The organism is Acidisphaera sp. S103 (assembly GCF_009765975.1).
Lineage (GTDB): Bacteria > Pseudomonadota > Alphaproteobacteria > Acetobacterales > Acetobacteraceae > Rhodopila.
The window spans coordinates 251643-274548 of the sequence record NZ_LMUJ01000060.1 but is presented as its reverse complement, the minus strand read 5'-3'; the positions used below and the strand labels follow the sequence as shown (position 1 = coordinate 274548).

Here is a 22906-nt window from a genome sequence, read left to right as displayed (position 1 = left end):
GGGGAGCGGTCCGTGGTCCGGTTGAACAAACCGTCGGGACAGGCGTAGCCTGAATTCTGGAGGAAATAAATGTCCCAAAAGATGACGCGCCGGCATGCCGCGGCCGGGCTGGCGGCCCTTGTCGTGACTCCGAAACCTGGCGAGGCGGCGGCCGATAACACAGCGTTGGAGGCGATGGCTCGGGGCGACGGCACGGTGACCTGGTATATCGCCCAGGTGGACGCGCAGACGGCGGAAAACCTGGGCCGTTCGTTCAGCCAGAGATATCCGGGGGTCAATGTCGGGGTGATCCGGACCACCGGGCAGGTGGCGTATCAGCGGCTGCTGATGGACATCAAGAACCACGTGCCACAGTGTGACGTGTTCAGCACCACCGATATCTCCCACATGCCGATCCTGAAGGAACGGCATGAGCTGGCCGAATACACCGTGGCCAACGCCGACGCCCTGCTGCCGGCGTTCAAGGCGCTGTCGGACCCCGGATATTCCTACATCACCAACGCGGCGCGCTATTTCCTGATCTACAACAAGGACAGGGTGAAGCCCGAGGACGTGCCGCGTGCGTGGACCGATTTGCTGGACCCGAAATGGAAAGGCCGTGTGGCGACCGGGCATCCGGCGTTCTCCGGCTGCACCGGTACCTGGGCGCTGGGCGTGAAGAAAGTTCATGGCTGGGACTTCTTCGAGAAACTGGCAAAGAACAATCCGCGGATCGGACGATCCGCGGTCGATCCGATGACCTTGATCACCGCCGGGGAATGCCTGGTCGGCGTTGGGTCCGCGAACAATGCCTATGCCTCGATCGACAAGGGCAATCCGATCGGCGTCGTGCACCCGTCGGATGGCCTGGTGCTGTGCGTGACACCATCGGCGATCCCGGCGAACGCACCGCATCCGCACGCCGGCCGCCTGTTCATGGAGTGGCTGCTGAGTCCGGAGTACGCGCGCCTGATCGCAGCCGATGGCAGCGAGCCGATTTTGGTCGGTGTTCCGCCACGGTCCGGCATGCCGCCACTGGCTGACCAGAAGATCATTTCGCTGACGGTGGACGAAATCCGTACCGGCGTGCCCCGGGTGATCGAGCAGTGGCGGGATACATTTGGAAGTTGAGCTTCGGTACGCGGTTATGGCGGTTCGTCGGCCGGATGGCCCCCTGGTCAGCGGTCACCTGGCCGTCTAACGTCGGGACAGAGGAAGCCATGACACAAAAATCGTCACCCATGCCTGACGCTCGGCCGTCCCCTTGAGCGCAAGCCTGCCCAAGATCCGCCGTCGTGCCCTTCCCTTTGATCCGCTGATCATCCTGTGGATCGCGCTGGCCGCCGCATTGGTCCTGTTGGTGGTCAACCCGTTGTTCCGCCTGGTGCAGACCAGTCTGCAGGACACCGACACCGGTGCGTTCACCTGGATGAACTACGTCACGGCGTACTCCCGGCCGCGCTATCTGACCGCGATGCTGAATTCGTTGCGGCTGGGTGCGGGCGTCACGGTGCTGTGTCTGCTGTTTGCGGTGCCGATGGCCTGGGCGGTGTCGCGCACCGACATGCCGGGCAAGGGGTTTGTCCGATTCCTGGTCCTGGGAGCCTTCGTCACCCCGCCCTACCTTGGCGCCATCGCGTGGATTCTGCTCGCCGGGCCGAATTCCGGCTGGCTCAACCGGGTTTGGATGGCGGTGACCGGCGCGCATGACGGCCCGTTCAACATCTATACGTTCAATGGCCTGACGTTCAACATTGCGATCTACTCATTCCCCTACCTGTTTATTTTCACCACTGCCGCATTGGACCTGGTTTCGTCCGAGATGGAGGATGCCGCCAACATCCTGGGCGCCGGCATCCTGCGCACCACGCTGCGGATCACACTGCCGATGGTATTGCCCGCGATCCTGGGCGGCGCGATCGTAACGTTCCTGGAGGCGATCGCGTTGTTCGGCTCCCCGGCGCTGATCGCCATTCCGGCGCGGTTTACCGTCGTGACCACGCAGTTGCTGGAGTTTTTCGGCGAGCCGGTGCGGGCCGAGGTCGCCGCCGCCTATGCGGTGCCCCTGTTGCTGATCACCGTCGTGCTGTTCGGGCTACAACGACGGCTGATCAGCCGGCGCGGCTTCGTCGCGCTGACAGGAAAAGGCGGCGAACGGCGGGTCATGCAGATCGGGCCCTGGCGTTGGGTCATGCTGGGGTATTCGCTGTTCATTCTGTCTCTGTCAGTGCTGCTTCCTTATATAGTGTTGGGACAGGCGGCGCTGTCGAAGGCCTGGGGCCGCGGGTTCAGCCTGGACAACCTGACCCTGCACAATTTCACCTATCTGCTGTTCGAGCACGAGACCGCCGGCCGATCCGTCATGAACAGCTTCACCTATGCCGCCGCCGCGGCCTGCATCGCCATCACGCTGGGCCTGTCCATCGCCTATATCGCCAGCCGCCGGTTGCTGCCGTTCTCCGGCGTGCTGAGTTTTCTGTGCATGGCGCCGTTCGTCGTGCCGGGGATCGTGCTGGCCATCGCATTCTATGCCGCGTATGCCCCGCCGCCGTTCGCGTTGTACGGCACGGCCACCATCCTGATCCTGGCGTTCGCGACGCGCTTCCTGCCGATCGGTTTCGCCAATGCCGATGCGGCGATCCGAACGATCAATCCGGAAATGGAGGAGGCGGTTAGGATCCTGGGGGGCGGGCGGCTGACCGCGATCCGGCACGTGCTGGCACCGCTGATGAAGCGCAATCTGATCGGTGCTTGGCTGCTGGTGTTCATCCCGGCGACACGGGAACTGTCTAGCGCCATGTTCCTGTACGGCCCGAAGACCCGCACCATGTCGGTGATGCTGATGGACATGAGCGAGGAGGGTAATTTCGAGAGCCTCGCGGCTTTGGGCTTCATGTTGTTGATTTCCACCCTGGTTATCGTCGGCATCGCCACGGCGCTGTTGGGCCGGGATTTCATGCTGCGCCGGGAGAGGCAATGACCGACAGCAAGCTGGCTCTGATTGGCCTGGGCAAGAGCTTCGGCTCGACGCCGGCCGTGGTCGATGTTTCGTTGAGTTTACGGCCGGGCGAGTTCGTGTCTCTGCTGGGTCCTTCCGGATGCGGCAAGACGACGACGCTGCGGATGATCGCCGGGTTCATGAAGCCGACCGCCGGGCGGATCGAGGTGAACGGGCAGACGGTATCCACGCCCGGCAGCGTGGTCGCGCCGGAGCGGCGGGGCATGTCGATGATCTTCCAGAGCTACGCGATCTGGCCGAATATGACGGTGGGGCAGAATGTCGCATTCGGGCTGAAGCTGCGGAAGATCTCGGGCGCCGAGGTGACGGAACGGGTCAATCGCATTCTGGACACGGTCCAGCTTCGCCATCTGAAGGATCGTTATCCGGCGGAGCTGTCAGGCGGCCAGCAGCAGCGGGTCGCATTGGCACGCGCCATTGTGATTGAGCCGGAAGTGCTGCTGCTGGACGAGCCGCTGTCCAATTTGGATGCCAATTTGCGGGAAGAAATGCGCAGTGAAATCCGCCGCCTACACGACGCCTTCCAGATCACGACCGTCTATGTAACACATGACCAATCGGAGGCGATGGTCACCAGCGACCGCATTGTGGTGATGAATCGGGGAAGAATCGAGCAAGTCGACGACCCGGTGTCGCTGTACCAGCGCCCGAAGACCCGTTTTGTGGCCGGATTCATCGGCCGGACCAACCTTTTGGACGGCAGGCACGATGGAAATCGGATTGTATTTCCTGGGTTCGATGTACCCGCAGGTTGTATAACCCGCGGGGAGGCAAGTTTTTCAGTCCGCCCGCAGACCATTGCCTTGCACGATTCGGTTCCGGCTGATCGGGGGGCCTCTTGGTGGGTCGCCGGGACGATCGTCGAACGGGCTTATTTGGGCGAGTACTGGGAATATGTTGTTCGCCCCACCAATTCGGACCTGCGGCTGCGGGTCAGCACGCCGCCGACCGACGTGCATGCGGTCGACCGAGCGGTGTGGATGGAGATCGATCCTGGGCGCATCGCGCCAATCCCGCCGCCGGTCCCCGAGGTAGATAGAAACGTATCATGAACATTCCGCTTCCTACCGAGAACATGCTGGCCGCAATCGATGGCCCGATCGGCTGGATGACGTTTAACAAGCCGGCCCGCCGCAACGCGGTGTCGCTGGACATGTGGGACGCGATCCCGGTGATCCTGGACTATTTCGAGCAGGATCCGGCGGTTCGGGTGATCGTGCTGAAGGGCGCCGGCGAGCAGGCTTTCGTCTCCGGCGCCGATATTTCGCAGTTCGAGGCGATGCGGTCGTCCCGGGAGAGCAACGCAGCGTATGACCGGGCCAGCGAGGAGGCCAGCCGGCGGTTGGCCGGTTGTTCCAAGCCAACGATCGCCATGATCCGCGGGTTCTGCATCGGCGGAGGGGTGGCGATCGCCATCGGCTGCGACATCCGCATCGCCGGTGAAGGTGCCCGCTTCGGCATCCCGGCGGCTCGGTTGGGGCTGGGGTACGGCGCGCCGGGCGTGAAAAAGCTGATGGAATTGGTCGGGCCGTCGTTCACAAAGGAGATTTTCTTCACCGCGCGGCACTTTTCGGCCGTGGAAGCCCGGGAGATGGGCTTGGTCAACCGTGTTGTGGCGGATGATGCCTTGGAGGACTACACACGCCAGTATTGCGCGACGATCGGCGACAACGCACCGATGACGCTCCACGCGCTGAAACACACGGTGGGCGAGCTGCTGCGCGGCGAAAAGGCCGATCTGGCGGCGTCCGAGGCCCTGGTGCAGGCTTGTTTCGACAGCCAGGACTATATCGAGGGGCGAAGGGCCTTCATGGAGAAGCGACGGCCGGTGTTCGGCGGGCACTGACGGCCTGTTGTCCTCGATTGCGCATACTATAGTATTTTAATTTTCTAAAAGTCAAATATTACAGCAATAATATCGGTAAGTCAGTGTTGATTCTTTTGACCGGAATGTCGGCGGTGATCACTGGGGGGAGAACAGAGGATCCGCGGATATGATTACTGTGCGTTGATGGCTCGGATAGGGTCACTCGTCTTATAGGTTGCGGACTGAAACGTTTTGCAAGTCGGATTGTCTGTTGGACCATCTGAAATGGGGCCGTTCACAGCCCGAGCCGAGGGCGAGGGATGCCGATTTTGGCTATTATTCTGGGTTTTTATTGATCGTCACCGGCAACAACATTCAATCGCGGTTTATTGATTGGGCATGCCGCCGATAAGGGTTGATCAACCCAAAGTTGTTGAATGTGAGATGTTAGCAACCAGTCGCTCACGACAGTCATGCAATTATCATCTAACATGCAATGGTATCTGCGAAATGTCAATTGTATCTGCGTGATAGCTGGTTCGGCTGTCTTTCCCGCGAAAGGCGTTGGTTGGAATATTTCGGCCCGGTTCCATGCATTTTTGGCTTGCCAGACGCGTTGGAGCGTATATGCTGCATATGCTCACCGCGCTGAGTTCACTAGATATTGAACCTTAGGGGCCGATGAGAAAAGGATTGCGTCAGACGATTGGTTGACTGTAGACCACATCATCGATCCGGGAGCCATCGGCCCTTGATCAAATAATTAGACGGAGAATAAAATGTCGGGTTCGTCAAGCGTAACAGTTCCGGGAAGTTCGGGCTCGACAGTGACGGTGGCGCCAGGAACCGGCGACGTCCTACTTCTCGCGAGGCAAATTGGTGCCTTGCTCAACGCGAGTTCCACGGCTGGTGGACTTAACATCGTCACGGACAGCGTTCCCGGCGCGATACCGGCTCCGACTCTGACGGGGTCACAGTCTGTCAGCGAACTTATCCTCTCAGGTGCCGGGCCGTTCAATACCTCGATCCCTGGTGGTTACCAGTATGTCGTCAATACGGCCACGTCACCGTCGACGTTGACTGGGTCCAACGTCGACATCGTCGGTGGGACGATCGGCTCGTCTTACAATGTCAGCGGCAACAGCACGGTCGCCGCGACAGGTGGCAACAATACGGTCTCGGCTTCTGGGACTTATCTGCTGTCCTTTGGCACTGGCAACAACGTCGTCCTCGCCAACGGATCGGGAACGGTCGCGACCGACGCCGGATCAAGCACGGTCATCGCGTCCAACTTCAGCGGACCGGGCAACTTGATCGAGTCCAACGGTAGCGACTACATTGTTGCCACCCTTGGCAGCAACACGGTCGTCGCGACTGGAAACGGCACCGATGTCGTGGGTGGCGCTGGCCCGCTGACGGTGACGATGAGTGGCTCAGGTGGGACTGTCCAGGGTGGCAGCGGAACCTCCAGCATCAATGCGTCAGGCTCCAACAACGAAATCATCCTCGGGTCGAACTCTTCCAACGTGTCTGTCTCGGGCGTGGGGAACACGGTTTCGGCTGGCAGCGGACCGGAGACCATTACCGCGTCGTCGAACCCCATCGTATTCGGTGGTCCAAGTCTCCTCACATTCGTTGGTGGCGCCGGAACGCCCACGATCGTCGGTGGTACCGGTGGAACTGATAACATCACAGCCGGAGCGGGCGGCGTTGTGTTCTCGGTTGGGGACATGAATAACGGAACAGTGACGGGCGGCACGGGTCATTCCACGCTGTTTGGTGGTGCCAATAGCGACCTGACGTTTAACTCCAGCCTTGGCGGCGCGGTGTTGGTTGGGAGCGGCGGTAGTGAGACGCTGAACGCTGCCGGTTCATCCGCGGGTAACTTCTTCTCTGGTGGAGAAATCCCGGGCAGCGGAGTCGATATGATCGGCGGCTCTGGCAATGACTCAATGGTGAGCGGTATCGGAAATGATACGCTGACTGGCAACGGTGGTGATAATAGCTTTGTATTCTTCTCGGATGTTACCGGGGGTGGCAAAGATTTTATTACTGACTTCAACTCCAATGACTCGCTGTTCCTTATAGGGTATGACTCCACCAAGTCGGTTTTCTCGAATGCATCTAACGGTGCGTTGACGTTGACACTTTCCGACTCGACGCAAATTACCTTCTCAAACCTCACGTCGACTTCGTCTTTGAACGGCCATATGCTTTACGCCTCGAACACCCCCACCTAAAAATTGGGTCCAGGTTGGATAGATGCTTGATGAAGGAGGCACCGAGAGGTGCCTCCTTTGGTTATTTGAGCTGGTTGTTGACTGTTCATAGCGTGGGACGATGGCCGTTCCCTATGCGTAAAATACGGCACGACAGGCTTGGTCGTGTTTCTCGGCCTAGGAATGCCCTAGAACTTGCGAAGGCGGCGGATCACCTGATCGCGCGAGATTTTAATGCAATGTCTTGAGCGTCCGCATAACGACCCGCGACTCGCCGACAAGCTGATCGATATTGGTGGGCGTTACGTCAATCCATCAGAGCGCGCCGATCGGCGAAAAGAGCCAAATTCAGGCACTCGACCGGATCCAACTGGGCCTGCCCATGACCGAAGGCCGTTGCGGAACCATGGCGCACGACTACAAGCGGAACAGCACTGCCGCGTTGTTCGCGGCCGTGAATGCGCTGGATGACACGGTGATCGGACGCCGCACGCAGCGTCACCGACCTCAAGAGTTCGTCCGCTTCGCATGCGGGGCTTTCATCGGCTTTGGGGTGCAGGAAAAGCGACACGCTCACGTTAGGATTGCTGCGGGCCGATCCGGCGTTCCGTTGACACGGCCAAAAGCTACTCACTTCGCTTGGGGGCGTCGTGAACAAACGGAAGATCCAAAGATGATTGGGCCGTCAAAGCGACCGGTAGTCACTTTGCGCTATTCGTAACCAGCGGCACGAATTCAACGCCACTTTTACCGAAGAAGTTCATCAGTCCCGTCATCCACCATTCGGTCCCGGACGCACCAAGGACAAAATGCCCGGAAGGCCAAGGGATGAGTCCGTTTAACACGCGACCTTGGGGCGGAACAACATAGCGTAGCGTCGCCGTTGTCGGGTCCAGTCCATTTAACCAGGTTTGTGCTCGTGCTTCCCGAATCTTAGGCACCAGCCGATAATCGGCGATCAGCGCGGGCCCCCGCGTAATCATGCCCATACAGATCGCGCCGATCAGGGCGACCGGACCAACCACGCGCAGCAACCGCCATTGGCAAAATGGTGCGACAAGTCGCGCCACCGCAAGCAACGCAAGCACAATCAAGCACTGCCGAACGGTCTCCTGCGCTTCATGCACTTTGGCCCCGTATTCATAGTAGGACGCGAAGGTGACGATGGTGAAGCAGCCAACCAGACCAGAAAAAAGGGCAACCGTGTGGGGCCAGGGCGATCGCGCACCGAGGCCGGAGCGGCAAGCCCAGAGGAATCCCAGGAATAGTAGCGCCGCCACCAAGAATGAGGGGCCGCGAAATCCTGCGTTCGACCCGTCGCCGAGGGACAAAGCTGATTTCATATCCAGCAAGGTGGCAGTCAGGCTGGGCCAGAAGTGGTGGAAATACGGACTATCCTGGCCCATCCCCCGACCCGACACGGTCATGATGATGTACCCCACCAAACCGGCTACGGCGAGTGATATCGCCAATGGTACAAGGTACCATGTGCTGCTTGACAGGCCGCGAAACTGGCGCCGAGCCAACCCCGATAATTCCAACATCAACATCGCAATCGTGAAGGAGAGAGCGAAAAACAGACCAGTCTCCCAGGCGGTTGCAGCGACTGTAAGGCCCAGCCCGCAAACCAGCCGGGCACCAAGCCGCGAAGTGTTACCCACAATCACCTGAAACGACACGAGGGTAATGCCGATCACAGTGAGCAGGTAAGGCGCGGCACCCATGGGCCAGTAAAATACGTCGTTGATGTGGTGCCCCAGCAAGAACATTGTCAGGATCGTGAGAGCCAGGGTGAGGCGCGGCAGAAAGCCCGGTGTCCCGCGATGCCACGCGATGGCGACTGTGCCGCCAACCAGCATGACCCACAGCACCGTCAGGAACGGAGCGATCAGCGGCATCCGCCAATATCCGACAGCAAGCGAATACAAGTAGAGCATGACCTCTGATGATGGCCGCGGGCTCCAGTGCAGAAGGCGGGCGATAAACGAACTTAAGCCGTCATGTTGGAATCGCGCAAAATTGGAAAATTCATCGCCACCCCAGCCGCCGCCCAGCACAAGAACGAAGTGGGCCAGGATTACCACAGTGGAGAGAAGGATGGCCGCCCACGCAAGTCGTGTTTCCCACCGCCCGGGTAGGGCAAGATCGCCTGCTGGAGTGACCATCCTATTCGTCGCGGATGTCTTGCCGGACAATGTGGAGGTCTCGTCGAGATCGTGCATCAGCCTGAGGACCCTGTACCAAGCGGTTTCGCTATGCGCGGACACCAATATTTCATTCTGATAATATAACGCTAGCGCGCGGACCATAGAAGAACCCCCCACAACCGACAAGGTCGGGTTTGCCGACACAGCGGTTCATGATGCTACTTCCAGTGCACGGTACCGCCCGCGACGAATGTCAGCAGACCCGGCAATCATGGCGGTTCATATTACCTGCCTAAAATCCGGCGGTAGATCGAAGACAGAGCCGCTGTATGGCCCATGATGAACCGCGCCAGCGGCGGGATCCGTAGGGCTGGCAGGCCGACCACCTGAAGCGGGATCCGTTGTGTCGCCCGCAGATGGCGCGCGATGGACCGAAGGTCCGCCAGGGTCGATCGTTGCTGTTCCCGAGTCCCGTTTCGGGTCGCTCTTCGCAGTTCGATCGCGATGAGGCGGAAGAACCGCGGTGCGATCAAGTCGCGGATCAGATATCTTTCCATATTGGTATCGTCAGGAAACCGTTGCATCAGTTTCTGTGCGTAAACCAGCCGGCTGACGGCCATGCGGGGCGAATAGGAACAGCTGGTCCCCGAAATACGCCATTTTGATAACGAATCGGGCAGGAAGACGTTTTCGAATCCGGCCAGGAACAGACGCAGAAAAAGGTCATCGTCCTCGTAGCCCAAGAGCCGCTCGTCGAAACCGCCGATTTGCAGGAAGGCTCGGCGGGAGATCAGCGAAGCCGACGGCAAGATGAACATGTCGTGTCGCAGGCAACCAATCAGACTGCGCTTCGGATGCTCCGCTTGAGTTTCGACGGCGATGGCGCGGGCGATCAACTCGCCACCGTCATTAATTTCATCAAGGTCGCTGTAGGTCCAGCCGACTTCCACCATGCGCCGCTCAAGGAATGGCTTTACAAGTTCGGCAAGATGGTTCGGATACCAGGCGTCGTCCTGATCCAGAAAGGCGATCAGGTCGCCATGCGCGTGCTCGACACCCAAATTCCGCGCTGAGGACTGCCCGCCATTGGGTTTGTGAATCAGTTGAATCGGGTAGTGTAAGCTCATCTCCCGCACGATATCGGGTCCATCGTCGGTGGAATCGTCATCGACCACGATGACTTCATCAGGCAACAAGGTCTGATCGAAGATGCTGCTGATAGCCTCCCGAATGAAACGCCCGCCATTATAGAGCGGAATCACGGCGGTAATAAAAAGTTCATCCCGCAGCGGGTAAGGCTTCGGCACCGCGGAAATGTGGGACTCCAGAAAACTGATATCACGAAGACAGGCTTCGGCCTCCACGGCATTGCGTTGCTTAAGCGCAGTGCGCGTTTGACTTACGACATGGCGCAAAAAGCGCGGGGCGATAATATCCCGAGCGTAGAAGCGCGACAGGCCAGGGTCGTCGGGGAACAGGGCAAGCAATTTCCGCGCAAACTGCATGTGGCTTGGGGCCAGAGACGGTTCATGAGGCGAGTTGCCCGCATGCATCCGCCACTGGGTCAACGGCTGGTCGATAAAGACGTTGTGGTATCTTGCGAGAAACAGCCGGAGGAACAGATCGTCAACCTCATAACCGCACAGGTGCTCGTCGAACCCGCCGACCGCATCGAACGCCGATCGTGCGATCATCGATGCCGACGGCACGATCATCAGGTCGTCCGACAGGCATTTCTCCAATTGCCGTTTCGGATGTTCGCCTGGACGTCCCGACAACCCCGATCGGATACGCAGACTTCCATCGGCGGCGATTTCGTCCACATTGCTATAGGTCCAACCGACGATCGCTCCATCGGGCCCGGCGAACGGCAGGGACAGTTCACGAAGATGGTTCGGATGCCAGATATCATGCTGGTCCAGGAACGCTATCAGTTGACCGCTGGACTGGCTGACCCCGAAGTTACGGGCCGCGGCGCGGCCCGCATTGGAATTGCGCAGCAGAACAAGCGGTTTATTCTGGGCATATTGCGCAACGAAGGCCGGACCGTCGTCGGTGGAACCGTCATCGACGACGACGACCTCAAACGGGGCGACACTTTGCCCGAACACACTGTCCAGCGCCTGCGTGATATGCGCGGCACCGTTCGACAGCGGAATTATCACCGAAATTGTCAGGTCGGGCAGGCTCATGTTGCGCTGGTAACACAGACCAACCGTCCGCCCAACCGGCGATTTCGTAAACTGTTGGTGCCACGGGATCAAACAGTGAGTATTTTGGCGTCGGCTCTGCCGCGTCTCGGATGACTGAGGCGCTGATGGTTTGCCGGTCGTCCGCTGGGGGGGCATAATCGATCCGAACGGCAGGATGATTTTGCCTTCCGCTAAATAGTCGCTGGCCGATTCGGTGCAAGACAAGCGGTTCCTCAGGGCATCTGCCACCCGGACAACATTAAAATCGATCCATTAATCCATGGGTTTCGGAGGGCGTGACTCCATGCGGGCGGGATCGACCGTGCTCCGGTGGATTCCAAATGGTGCGCTGGGCGATGGGCTCAGGGCGATCAAGCGATCGTGACAAGACATTTCTTCCCGAATATGCAATCTTAGGTTGTATATGTGACATAGAATTTCGCGAGCGACGTTACATTTGTCCTTCCCGGCGACCGTGCATTGTGAAAGTACAAGTAACATTTCCGTAAGTGCGGCTTTTTTTTGCCCTCGACGCTGTCACCCAACTCGCATACGTTGGCCGAACAAATTGCGGTGTTCGAAACCGCATACAAAGAGTGTTACTGGGAGTCATACATGCCGTCCATCCAAAGTCCCAATTGGGGTCGCCGCACGCTATTGAAATCTGGCTTGGCCATCACGGCCCTCGGTGCCCCTCCGATCATCGCCGCCCGCGGCGAGGCCTCGGTGAAGATAGGGATGGTCGATCCGCTGACCGGTATTCTGTCCGCTCTTGCTGCCAGTGAGGTCGAGGGCGCCAAATACGCGGTGGCGGTCATCAACAAAAACAACGGCATTCTCGGCCGTCAGGTCGAGCTTCTGGTTGAAGATTCCGCCAATGACGTCGGCACCGGCGTGCAGAAGACGCGCAAGCTGATCGAGCGCGATAAGGTCGACGTCATTTTCGGCGACGTCAACTCCGGCATCGCCTATGCGATGTCGCAGGTGACCGGCGAACTGAAGGTCTTCCATATCGTGCCGGGTGGGCACACCGACCCGATTACCGGCAAGGACTGCAAGTGGAACGTGTTCCGCATCTGCAACACGACGTCGATGGATGCGGCTGCGGTGACCGGCGATCTGGTCAAGCGGTTCGGCAAGAAGTTCTTCTTCATCACGCCGGACTACGCTTATGGCCACACTCTGCAGGAAAGCTTCATCAAGGATCTACAGGCGCTGGGCGGCGAGTACCAGGCGGAAATGCTCCCGATCAATACGTCGGAGTTCTCGGCGACGCTGATCAAAGCGAAGGCATACAAGCCCAACGTATTACTGAACAACATGGGCGGGCTGGCGCAGATCAACTGCATGAAGCAGTTCACCCAGTTCGGCATGCAGAAGGAAATGCATCTGGGCGGCGCGCTGTTCGAGCTCGAGTCGGTCAGAGCAGTTCCTGCGGACGCGCAGGCCGGATCGTGGGACATGGAATGGTGGTGGAACCAGCCGGACGTCCCCGAGGTGGTGAAGTTCGTCGCCGATTTCCGCAAGGCCACAGGCAAGACACCCACCGCCCGGCATTGGTTCGGCTGGGTGGCGGTCCAATCGGTGAAGCTGGGTGCCGAGAAGGCGAAGTCGCTGGAAGGTCCCAAGCTGTCCCTGGCGATGGAAGGGTTGGTGCTGCCGCCGGATGTCGCGCTGCAGCCGGGGCAGATCTCCTATCGCGCGGGCGATCATCAGTTGATGTCGAATATCTTCGTCGGCGACGTGCATCCGCCGAAGGGGGGCAATCCGGACGACGTGTTCACCGTCAGCAGTATCGTGCCTGGGGAGAAGGCGGCTGGTCCGGTTTCGGAGACTGGCTGCAAGATGGTTCATCCCGCCTGACGCCTGCGTCCTGAACTCCGACCACCGAAAGGCGGCCGATGCTGCAACTGGTACTGTTCAACGTCACGAACGGTCTGATCATTGGTGCGTTCTACGTGCTGATGGCGTTGGGCCTGTCGTTGATCCTCAATCTGTCCAACGTCATCAACTTCGCCCATGGCAACTTCCTCGCCCTGGGCGGCTATATCGCCTACGTGCTGACGCCGTATATCGGGTTCTGGGGGGCGCTGGTGGTGTCCCCCATCCTGACGGCGATATTCGGCTTCGTCATCGAGCGGCTGATGATCCGCCGGTTGTATTCGCGTGATCCGGTTTACAGCCTGCTGCTGACGTTCGGGCTGGCGTTCATCATGCAGGACGCCTGTCGCTACATCTGGGGGCCGAACGGCCTGTCGACGACGATACCGGACGCCATGGCCGCGCCACTGTCGGCCGATCTGTTCTTCATCACCTGGTACCGGATTTTCATGGTGGCAATCGTGATTGCCGCGGTGGTGGGGCTGTTCGCCTTCCTGCGCTATACGCGTGTGGGCATCCGTATACGCGCAGGCACGCTGGACCTGGATACCGTCGCCGCGCTGGGGGTGAACGTCGGCATGCTGCGGACCTTCAACTTCGCGGCCGGATCGTTGTTGGCCGGTTTGGCGGGCGTGTTGGCCGCGGGTCAGCTTGGGCTGAACCCGAACATGGGCGACGACCTGCTGATGCCCAGCTTCATCGCCATCATTGTCGGCGGTGTCGGCAGCCTGACCGGCACGCTGGTGGGGGGTCTGCTGATCGGCGTGGCCGCCGCGGTGACTACGGTGTTCTGGCCGGCGGCCAGTGAGGCGGTGATCTATGTCATCATGTTGGTTGTCCTGATCGTTCGTCCGCGTGGACTGATGGGTGAAGAGGGGACGCTGATATGAGTGCCACGACATCCGCGGTGGCCGTCCCGGTCGAACCCGGCCGCCGCTGGCTGACGGCCATCATCGTGTGGGCGCTGCTGCTGACGGTTCCGATCTGGTTGCCGATGATGGGGGGCTACACTGCTCTGGCCGGCCGCGTCCTGGTGCTGGGGCTGGCCGCCATGTCGTTCAACCTGCTGTTGGGCTTCACCGGCTTCATGAGTTTCGGACACGCGGCGTATTTCGGCCTGGGTGCCTATGGGGCCGGGTTGGTGCTGAAATACGTGGTCGCCAGTACACCGTTGGCGATCCTGGCTGGGGTGCTGCTGGGTGGTCTGGCGGGCACATTGTTCGGGCTGCTGATCGTCAGGCGCCGGGGCGTCTATTTCGCCATGGTCACCGTCGCGTTCGGCCAGATCGCTTTCTATGTCGCGTATAGCTGGAACGACCTGACCGGCGGGTACGACGGCTTGCGTGGCTTTACCCGAGCGCCGTTGAACCTCGGGTTTACGACGATCGACATCGTCAACAGCGACAAGGCGTTCTACTACTTCCTGCTCGCGGTGTTTGGGATCGCGGTCGGGTTGCAAGGGCTGCTGCTGGCGTCTCCGTTCGGGCGAACCTTGCTGGCCATTCGGGAAAACGAACGGCGCGCGCGCTTCCTGGGTATCCCGATCGAGCGGCATGTGTGGATGTCGTTCTCGATTTCCTGCGCGTTCACCGCGCTGGCCGGGGCGTTGTACGCGCTGCTGAACAACTTTGCCGATCCGATGGGCCTGCATTATTCGTTGTCGGGGGAGATCGTGATCATGGCGGTCATGGGGGGCATGCGTGCCTTCTGGGGGCCGTTGGTCGGCGCCGCGGTGTTCGTGCTGCTGCAGGACTATATTTCCTCGATGACGGTCAACTGGATGTCGTTCGTCGGGTTGATCTTCGTGCTGGTCGTGCTGTTCTTCCCCCGAGGGATCCTCGGCATGCTGCAAAGGAGCAGCGCGAAATGACCATGCTGGACGTACGTGGCGTTACGAAGCAGTTCGGCAGCCTGGTCGCGGTCGACGACGTGTCGATGCAGGTGGCGCCAGGGGAACTGCGGGCGATCATTGGACCCAACGGGGCGGGGAAGACGACGTTCTTCAATATGATCTCCGGGTTTTTTGCTCCCACGGCAGGGGACATCGTGTTCGACGGCACGACCGTGACCAAGAAGGCGGTCGCCGCTCGTGTCGCGATGGGGATGGCGCGGACGTTTCAGATCACCGAGATATTTCCCGAACTGACGGTGCGGGAAAACATCCGGATCGGCGTGGAGAGCGCGCTGGGGCTGCGGCTGCGGTTCTGGCTGGGCGGTCAGCATGCGGCTGATGTCAGGCGCGGGATCGATGAGGCATTGGTGCAGACTGGCCTGACGGCTCAGGCGGATCGGCTGGTGGGAGAATTGTCGCATGGCGATCAGCGGGCGGCGGAAATCGCCACGGCGCTGACGTTGAAGCCGAGGCTGCTGCTGCTGGATGAGCCGACCGCGGGCATGGGGGAACACGAGACGTTCGCGGTGGCCAACCTGATCCGGCGGTTGCATAGGAACAGCGCCTATACGATCGTGCTGATCGAGCACGACATGCGCGTGGTGTTCAACCTGGCCGACAAGATCACCGTGCTGGGTGAGGGCAAGATGCTGGCCGAAGGCACGCCGGCGGAGATCGCGGAAAATCCGATCGTGCAGGAAGCCTATTTGGGAAAAGCCGAATGAGCGCGCTGGAAGCCGAGGGGCTCAACACCTATTACGGCAAAAGCCACATCCTGCATGATGTGGGGTTGAGCGTCGCCGAGGGGCAGATCACGACGTTGTTGGGCCGTAATGGCGCCGGCAAGACGACAACGCTGCGCAGCCTCGTCGGGTTGACGCCACCTCGGTCCGGCCGGGTTTCGCTGTTCGGCAAGGATATCACCGGACAGCCGTCGTATCGTATCGCGGCGGGGGGTGTCGGCTATGTTCCGGAAGGCCGGCGGGTGTTCGCCAACCTAACGGTGGACGAGAACCTGCGGGTGCCGATGGAACGGCCCGGACCGTTCGATATCGGCCGGGTCTACAAGCTGTTTCCTCGGTTGGGCGAGCGCAAGCAGAACCTGGGCCGACAATTGTCGGGCGGCGAGCAGGAGATGCTGTCGATCGGTCGTGCGCTGCTGCTGAATCCTCGGTTGTTGATTTTGGACGAGCCCAGCCAGGGGCTGGCACCGTTGATCGTCAAGGAAGTGTTCCGTATCGTCGTGCAGATGCGGGAGGAAGGGATCTCCATCCTGCTGGTGGAGCAGAATGTGCGGATGAGCCTGGAAATCTCCGACCACGCCTATGTGCTGGAGAACGGCCAGATGGTGTATTCCGGGCCGGCAGCGGAACTGCGGGCGGACGAGGCGCGCATCCAGGCGCTGGCCGGTGCGTCGGCCGAGGAATGGAAGCTGGAGGATTTGCTGCCAGTATGACGCTGCCTCGGCTTCCCTCCATGCGGCTTGATGGCCGGCGGGCGCTGGTGACGGGCGCGGGGCGGGGCATCGGGCTGGCGGCCGCGGCGGCGCTGGCCGAGGTTGGCGCGCATGTGACCCTGATTGCGCGGACCGCGGCCGAGATCACGGACGCCGCGCAAGAGATACGCGCGGCGGGTGGATCGGCGGAGACGCTGGTGCTGGATGTGACCGACACGGCGGCGGTGCGGTCGGCGATCGAGGCGGCGGATGCGTTCGATGTGCTGGTCAACAACGCCGGGACCAATCGGCCGCGCACGTTCCTGGATGTGACCGAGGACGATTATGACGCCATCACCGGGTTGAATCAGCGGGCGGCGTATTTCGTTGCCCAGGCAGTGGTTCGGAAGATGGCGGCGGCGGGCAAGGGTGGGTCGATCATCCATATCTCGTCACAGATGGGCCATGTCGGCGGGCAGAACCGCACGGTCTATTGCATGACCAAGCATGGGATCGAGGGGCTGACCAAGGCGATGGCGATCGACCTGGCGCCGTTGGGTATCCGGGTGAATTCCATTGGTCCCACCTTCATCGATACGCCGCTGACAAAACCGTTCTTCGAGAACGTTGCGTTCCGCGACGACGTGCTGCGGCGGATCAAGCTGGGGCGGCTGGGGACGGTCGAGGATCTGATGGGCGCGGTGGTGTTCCTGGCGAGCGACGCGGCCGCGCTGGTGACGGGGACGGCGCTGGTGGTCGACGGGGGCTGGACGGCGGAGTAACGAGTCGTCCGTTGGTGTTGGAGCCGGCGTGGATGGCGGGCCTGCGCCCGCCACGACGTCGTATCAGGCCGCGGCCTGCCCCGCATCTTCCCGGTCATCGGGATAGCGTGTCGCACCGCCCAGATGCAGCATCACCTCGGCGCCTTTGTCGAAACGAGCGAAGGCCTCGATCGGGAGTTCGGCGTGGCCGTCGGTCCAACGTAGATTGTCGGTTGGTTCGTAGCCGTGGAAGCCGGTGGTCAGCCGTTCGTCGTCGGCATCGAACAGCATGAACTTGGAGCCCTGCCGTATGGCCACGCGGCGCAGCGCCACGCCCAGGGCCCTGGGATCGCGGGTGATGCCGAGTTCGGACGGTACGCCGGTGCGGGAGGCGACCGCCACGCTGGCCGGGGCGGCAGGCAGGCGGAAGATGTAGACGGAGCCTGTCCGTTCTTGAGCGTCCACACGCTTGCCGTCGACGACCAGGTGCAGGTCGGGATCGTCCGTCAGTGGGCCGGTGTCGCGTGGGCCCGCTCGGTCCAGCAGGCGTTGCCACACGGCATCGACGATCGGACCGCCGGTCAGCACCGGGGCGTAGGGTTCCTGCGGCGGCAGGTGCCAGCCTTCGTTGGCGTTCTGGAACAGCCAGCGATTGCCGTCGTCGCGGTAGCTTTCGGCCGGCACGCCGTTGGCGATCAGGATGTCGTGGCTTTCCAGCTCGACATGGTAGATCTCGACTTCCTGGGCTCGGTCGTCCCACAGGATGGTGCGGTGGTTGACGAGGAATTCGACCGGGATCAGCACGTCGTCGAGGTAGAGCGAGTGGGCTTTGGTCACGTGCAGATCGCGGTTCGGCACGTTGTCCCCCAGGGCGCCCTTACGGACGATCACTGGGGTGGCGACGCCGCGCTTGCCGCGGGTGGCGAGCACCTTGCCGGTGCCGACCCAGGTGACCTTGCGCGGGCCGTTATGGGCGGTCAGCACCATGTCGCCGGCTTTCAGGGTCTGGACGGGGACCTCACCGCTTGGAGTGCCGATCTGCGTGTCGCGGCAGAAGCAGATGGTGGTGATCTCGGTGCCGTCGATACCGGGGCCGGAGGCGATGGTGACGTTGCCGGCGGGTGCCCCTAGATTCACTACGAGATGTGTGCCGCCACTATTGGTCAGAGTCACTGTCGTGACACCGCCGACATCCCCGACATTCGTGGCGGTGAACCCGGTTACGTCGATCGTGTCACCTTGAGCAAAGCCGCTGATGTGCGTGGAGGCGATCGCTGTATTGGTTTCCAACAGCCAGGACGCGTTGGGATCGAAGGCGATGCTTCCGAAATTGGTGAATTGCGAGCCGAAGCCGCTGAGCGTGCCGGTGCTGGAGCCGGAGGCCAGTTCCAGTGTGGCGTCGGCGGCGGTGCCGCCGTTGACGGTGCCGAGGAAAACCGCGCCTGGGTCGGCGATGACGCGGTTCTGATAATTAGCCCCAAGTAGTATCGCGTTGCCGCCGGCACCGGCGTTACCGTCGATCGTTCCGGCATTGGTGACCGTGCCGGGGCCCGATTTGATGAAGATGCCGTACGCCGGTGCCCCCCCGTACGAGGAGGTGGCACCGTTTGCCGAAATCCGGCCGCCGGCCAGGTTGGTGATGGTGCCGCCGAACGCCATATAGACGGCGCCGTAGTTGGCATTGCCGAGGATAACGCCCGAGTTGACGACGGTCCCGACCGCATCCGGGAAGGCCTGGTTCCCGACAAGAGCGCCGCCGCCCAACACGGTTCCGAAGTTGGTGAGGAGACCGCCGTCTCTCAACTCGACGCCGTTACCGCTCTCGCCATTCTTGATGGGGGGGCCACTGATTGTGCCGTAATTGATTATGGTGCCACGGGTACTCTCGAAAGTGACGCCGCCTTGGCCGGGGTAGAAGTCGCCGGCTATGAGTTTTCCAGCCTCATTGATGACGGTGTCGCCGGTGCCGCCTTTGATGTAGACACCGATACGCTCGCCAAGAATGGTGCCGCGGTTGACGAGCGTGTCGTTGTTGCCCCCACTCTTGGTGTCGCCTCCAATTTCGACACCCCAATTCTGGTCGCTCAAGCCCGGCGCGCCTTGGACGCCCGCGTTGGTCAGCGTCACGCCGTTTCCGTAGTAGTAGTACGAACCCGTCGTGTTAGAAATGGTTTTGGTCGTCATCGGTTCAGGCCCCCCGTCCGATTATTGATTCGATCATAGTGCCGGCCATGGGTTGCGCGATGCCGGATATACTGCAGCCACGCTCACGCGCCTGCGTGCAATCCGTCCTGTCGTTGAAGGTCGCTTGTGACCGATTGCCGCCCATTCCGGTTGCCATGTATCTCGTCTACCCCCATTTTTATGCCGGCTACGGGTTCAAGCAATCCCGCCAGCATTGGTCCTTCATCCCGACAATCTTAACATTTTCCGATATTTATTGTGAGGAGCACGGCTGTTATAAAACTGCACTCATTTCGTGTTTGATATATAACAAACCGACCAAGTCCCCCAACGTCCTCTCGCACAGAATAATTCCATTGCAAGGGAGAGATCAAGTAACTTATTGCCAACCCTGGTAAGGCGCCTACACCCTGGCGAGCCGGACGATGATAGCGCCAGCAGTCCATCCGGTCGGGGCGTTCGGGATGGATGGTGCAGAGCGTGCATGTGTTGATCCTGGTCGTTCGTTGTCTCCTGTCCGGCACATCACCTCTACGGTCTACGGGAGCAATGGGCGCCATTCAGGTGCAACTGCCTTTCTGCCCGCGGCGGATTAACCCGGTTGGTCAGGAGCCGTCATCGTGAACTGCTAATATAACAAATTTAGAACGACTTTATCACGCGCAACCCTATTCCACAGATGGCACAGTTCCATTACAAAGAGAGGATCAAGTGTCTTTTGACGGCCGCTCGGTGATCTCACGGTCCGCATGCATCTTCCGGTTGTGGGCCGGACACGATGAAGATAAAACGAGGTCAAAGATCGGCGCGCGATGTCATGTCGCCCGGATGGGCCGGGCTGGGGGAGGCTAAAAATGGACCAATTTCTCGGACAGGTCATTGCTGTCGGCTTCAGTTTCGCGCCCGTGGACTGGGTCCCCTGCGATGGCCGGCTTTTGTCGATTGCTCAGTATAATGCGCTCTTTGCGCTGCTGGGCACGACGTACGGCGGCGACGGTATACAGACCTTCGGGGTGCCGAACTTGCAAGGCCGGTCGCCAATGGGTCAAGGCACGGGCCTCGGTTTGCCGCAGGCGGTGCTGGGGCAGATCGGCGGTACGGAAAACGTGACACTGACCAGTCAGCAGATCCCCGGCCATAACCATCCGCTGTTGGCGTCGTCGGCATCGGGTACCGTGTCGAAGCCGGCCGCGACGGCGGCGCTGTCCCAGGCGACCGCCTCCATTGCCATATCCATCTACGGTACAACCGGCGCGACCGTCACGCTCGCGCCGGCGGCGATCGGATCGGCCGGGGGCAATCAGCCTCATGAAAACCGGCAGCCCTTCAACACGGTGAACTACATCATCTCCACCGTGGGGGTGTTTCCCACCCAAAGCTAAATCGCACGTACGCTGGAAACCTATGAGTCCGTTTGAAACGGACCACGCCAGGAGAAGAAGATGTCGACACCCTTTCTTGGACAGATCACGGTCTTTCCTTATAACTTCGCGCCGTACGGTTGGATGGATTGCGCAGGTCAGATATTGCCGATCTCGCAATATGCCGCGCTGTTTTCCTTGCTGGGAACTCAATACGGCGGGAATGGCACGAGTAATTTCGCGCTGCCGGACCTGCAGGGGCGCATCCCGGTTGGACAAGGCCAATTGCTCGGTGGGGGCATTTACGACATGGGCGAGGAGGCCGGTTCGGAAAATGTGACCCTGCTGACAACGACCATGTCGGCGCACACCCATTCATTGACTGCCGCGACAAACCAGGCGGCCAGCAACAACCCGAGCGGCCAGTTATTGTCCAAGCCCGAGGCCGGTGGCGGGCATGGCGGTGCCAGCGCAGGCAATATCTATAATCCAGGGAACGTAGATACGCCCCTTGCCCCGACTTCGATTGGAACCGCCGGAGGGTCGCAGCCGCACAACAACATCCAGCCGACGCTGGTGCTGCGTTATTGCATCGCCATGCAAGGGGTCTTTCCGGCGCGGTCATAACCGTGGCCGGGGACTCGGCGCAACGGATGGACGGTCCGTGCGCCTGGTGTCCGCTCCGGGTTTTCCGCCGAACTGCAATCCTGCTGGCGACCAGTAATAAGACCATACGCGTCACAGATGAATAATCGGGGAGTTTAGCAAGATGTCTCAACCCTATCTTGGTCAAATCGAGGCTTTTCCGTACAATTTTGCCCCCAAAGGCTGGGCGTTCTGTGCGGGACAACTGCTGTCGATCCAGCAGAACACGGCATTGTTCTCACTGTTGGGCACGACCTATGGCGGGAACGGCGTCCAGACGTTCGGATTGCCTGACCTGCGGGGGCGCATCGCGATGGGTCAAGGTAGCGGCACTGGGCTGACCCCGCGTGTGATCGGGGAATTGTTCGGTGAACAAAACCATACGGTCCTGTACAATGAGATGCCGATGCATACCCATCCGCTGAACACCGCGGCGAACTCCGCGACCGCGAACAACGTGAATACCCCGAGCAGCTCGGTGGTGCTCGGAAATGCTACCGGCAAGGATGGTTCCAACACGTTCACGATCAGTCCTTATGCCGCGACGCCGCCCGCCCCGACCGTGGTCATGGCGCCGAACGCGATTACCATGAGCACGGGCAACCAGCCGCATCCCAACACGATGCCGTATCTCGTCATGCAATTCTGTATCGCGCTGCAAGGCGTCTTTCCGTCGCGCGGTTGATGTCGCGCGACGGCGCGTGTCAGTTGAATACCGCCTGGTAATCCTGGTGGTCGCGTGCGGGCGTATGGATTGGCGATATATACAATTCGAATACCGGGCCGTCTGGGACGACGGCCCGGTATTGGTCCGGCGGCAGGATATCGCCAGCCGGCCCTTCGAATGTCAGCGTGAACGGCACACGCGGTGCGTTCGGCGCGGCAAATCGCGGCTGGAGTTCGGCTAAGCGTAGCAGCAGCGTCAGGTGATGTCCCTCGAAGCTGAAGCGTTTGCCGACATGTGGGGAAAAATGTTCGTGGGTCAGCGGTTCGTCCATGGCGCGGCCTCTCTTCTCCGAGTAAATGGGTGCGGATACAGGTCGCTATTAATCGCAACGACTTGTCCGGTAAAGGCAAGCCGGACATGAGCGGTGTGGTGATGCTGGAGACCGCAAAGGGGCCGTTCACGCTGCGCCCGCGGCAGCCGGATGATGCCGATTTCCTGTATGCGCTGTTTCGCAGCCATATGCTGGCCAGTGTCGCGGCGATGCCGGTCGATGATGCCATGAAGGAATCGTTGCTGGATATGCAGTTCAGGGCGCAAACTATGGGGTACCGTGCCCAGTACGCCGATGCCAGGTTCGATATCGTGGAGCGTAACGGCGTCCCGGTCGGTCAGGTGGTGTTGCATGAAGCCGATGATGTCGCGACGGTTGTCGATTTTG

19 protein-coding genes and 1 pseudogene are annotated in these 22906 nt (G+C 60.6%); 16 read left to right on the top strand and 4 right to left on the bottom strand.

Features of this window, described 5'->3' with window-relative positions; all coding sequences use genetic code 11:
- The first annotated feature begins 69 nt into the window (after positions 1–69).
- The 6 genes and pseudogenes from GSQ89_RS20180 to GSQ89_RS39315 all read left to right on the top strand — a co-directional run.
- Complete coding sequence (locus tag GSQ89_RS20180) at positions 70–1110, top strand: ABC transporter substrate-binding protein (RefSeq protein ID WP_158928501.1); 1041 nt, start codon at positions 70–72, stop codon at positions 1108–1110.
- A gap of 133 nt (positions 1111–1243) precedes the next feature.
- Positions 1244–2959 (top strand): iron ABC transporter permease, encoded by a 1716-nt coding sequence (locus GSQ89_RS20175; protein ID WP_158928499.1) that lies wholly within the window; start codon positions 1244–1246, stop codon positions 2957–2959.
- The gene (locus tag GSQ89_RS20170; RefSeq protein ID WP_158928497.1) at positions 2956–4050 is read left to right on the top strand and encodes an ABC transporter ATP-binding protein; all 1095 of its coding nucleotides are present in this window, start codon (positions 2956–2958) and stop codon (positions 4048–4050) included. Before GSQ89_RS20175 ends, GSQ89_RS20170 begins: the two co-directional genes overlap by 4 nt.
- On the top strand, positions 4047–4844 hold the full coding sequence (locus GSQ89_RS20165) for an enoyl-CoA hydratase (RefSeq protein ID WP_158928495.1): 798 nt from the start codon (positions 4047–4049) through the stop codon (positions 4842–4844). Before GSQ89_RS20170 ends, GSQ89_RS20165 begins: the two co-directional genes overlap by 4 nt.
- Positions 4845–5689: 845 nt before the next feature.
- Positions 5690–7045 carry a hypothetical protein gene (locus GSQ89_RS20160; RefSeq protein ID WP_158928493.1) on the top strand — a complete coding sequence of 452 codons (1356 nt, stop codon included), beginning with the start codon at positions 5690–5692 and terminating at the stop codon, positions 7043–7045.
- Positions 7046–7282: 237 nt separating this feature from the next.
- Positions 7283–7550: pseudogene (locus GSQ89_RS39315) on the top strand (IS630 family transposase); the annotation flags it as partial.
- 175 nt (positions 7551–7725) lie between these two features.
- Here GSQ89_RS39315 and GSQ89_RS20150 read toward each other — a convergent pair.
- Entirely contained in the window at positions 7726–9246 is a 1521-nt protein-coding gene (locus GSQ89_RS20150; protein WP_158928489.1) for a hypothetical protein, read from the bottom strand.
- A gap of 209 nt (positions 9247–9455) precedes the next feature.
- Positions 9456–11612, bottom strand: coding sequence for a glycosyltransferase family A protein (locus GSQ89_RS20145; protein WP_216856293.1), 2157 nt, complete (start codon positions 11610–11612; stop codon positions 9456–9458).
- A gap of 420 nt (positions 11613–12032) precedes the next feature.
- On the opposite strand from GSQ89_RS20145, the gene GSQ89_RS20140 reads away from it, so the two are divergent.
- From GSQ89_RS20140 to GSQ89_RS20115, 6 genes are read left to right on the top strand one after another with little or no spacing between them, the layout of a single operon-like run.
- Entirely contained in the window at positions 12033–13226 is a 1194-nt protein-coding gene (locus GSQ89_RS20140; RefSeq protein ID WP_216856292.1) for an ABC transporter substrate-binding protein, read from the top strand.
- A 38-nt stretch (positions 13227–13264) separates the two neighbouring features.
- Positions 13265–14134: a branched-chain amino acid ABC transporter permease gene (locus GSQ89_RS20135; RefSeq protein ID WP_158928483.1), complete on the top strand. Its 870-nt coding sequence runs from the start codon at positions 13265–13267 to the stop codon at positions 14132–14134.
- On the top strand, positions 14131–15114 hold the full coding sequence (locus GSQ89_RS20130; RefSeq protein ID WP_158928481.1) for a branched-chain amino acid ABC transporter permease: 984 nt from the start codon (positions 14131–14133) through the stop codon (positions 15112–15114). Before GSQ89_RS20135 ends, GSQ89_RS20130 begins: the two co-directional genes overlap by 4 nt.
- On the top strand, positions 15111–15860 hold the full coding sequence (locus tag GSQ89_RS20125) for an ABC transporter ATP-binding protein (protein WP_158928479.1): 750 nt from the start codon (positions 15111–15113) through the stop codon (positions 15858–15860). The genes GSQ89_RS20130 and GSQ89_RS20125 overlap by 4 nt, the downstream gene beginning before the upstream one ends.
- Positions 15857–16591 carry an ABC transporter ATP-binding protein gene (locus GSQ89_RS20120; RefSeq protein WP_158928476.1) on the top strand — a complete coding sequence of 245 codons (735 nt, stop codon included), beginning with the start codon at positions 15857–15859 and terminating at the stop codon, positions 16589–16591. Before GSQ89_RS20125 ends, GSQ89_RS20120 begins: the two co-directional genes overlap by 4 nt.
- Positions 16588–17352: an SDR family NAD(P)-dependent oxidoreductase gene (locus GSQ89_RS20115; protein WP_158928474.1), complete on the top strand. Its 765-nt coding sequence runs from the start codon at positions 16588–16590 to the stop codon at positions 17350–17352. Before GSQ89_RS20120 ends, GSQ89_RS20115 begins: the two co-directional genes overlap by 4 nt.
- A gap of 63 nt (positions 17353–17415) precedes the next feature.
- Here GSQ89_RS20115 and GSQ89_RS20110 read toward each other — a convergent pair whose 3' ends face one another.
- Positions 17416–19515, bottom strand: a complete 2100-nt coding sequence (locus GSQ89_RS20110; RefSeq protein ID WP_158928472.1) for a Hint domain-containing protein — start codon at positions 19513–19515, stop codon at positions 17416–17418.
- 854 nt (positions 19516–20369) lie between these two features.
- Between GSQ89_RS20110 and GSQ89_RS20105 the strand changes: the two genes are divergently transcribed.
- From GSQ89_RS20105 to GSQ89_RS20095, 3 genes are all read left to right on the top strand, one after another.
- A complete protein-coding gene (locus tag GSQ89_RS20105; RefSeq protein ID WP_158928470.1) occupies positions 20370–20897 on the top strand; it encodes a phage tail protein in 528 nt (175 codons plus the stop codon).
- A 60-nt stretch (positions 20898–20957) separates the two neighbouring features.
- On the top strand, positions 20958–21503 hold the full coding sequence (locus tag GSQ89_RS20100) for a phage tail protein (protein WP_158928468.1): 546 nt from the start codon (positions 20958–20960) through the stop codon (positions 21501–21503).
- Positions 21504–21645: 142 nt separating this feature from the next.
- Positions 21646–22206, top strand: coding sequence for a phage tail protein (locus tag GSQ89_RS20095; protein WP_158928466.1), 561 nt, complete (start codon positions 21646–21648; stop codon positions 22204–22206).
- 19 nt (positions 22207–22225) lie between these two features.
- Here GSQ89_RS20095 and GSQ89_RS20090 read toward each other — a convergent pair whose 3' ends face one another.
- A complete protein-coding gene (locus tag GSQ89_RS20090) occupies positions 22226–22519 on the bottom strand; it encodes a DUF6916 family protein (RefSeq protein ID WP_158928464.1) in 294 nt (97 codons plus the stop codon).
- Between the two features lie 86 nt (positions 22520–22605).
- On the opposite strand from GSQ89_RS20090, the gene GSQ89_RS20085 reads away from it, so the two are divergent.
- Positions 22606–22906, top strand: a 301-nt coding sequence (locus GSQ89_RS20085; RefSeq protein ID WP_216856290.1) for a hypothetical protein, incomplete at its 3' end; no start/stop codon positions are given.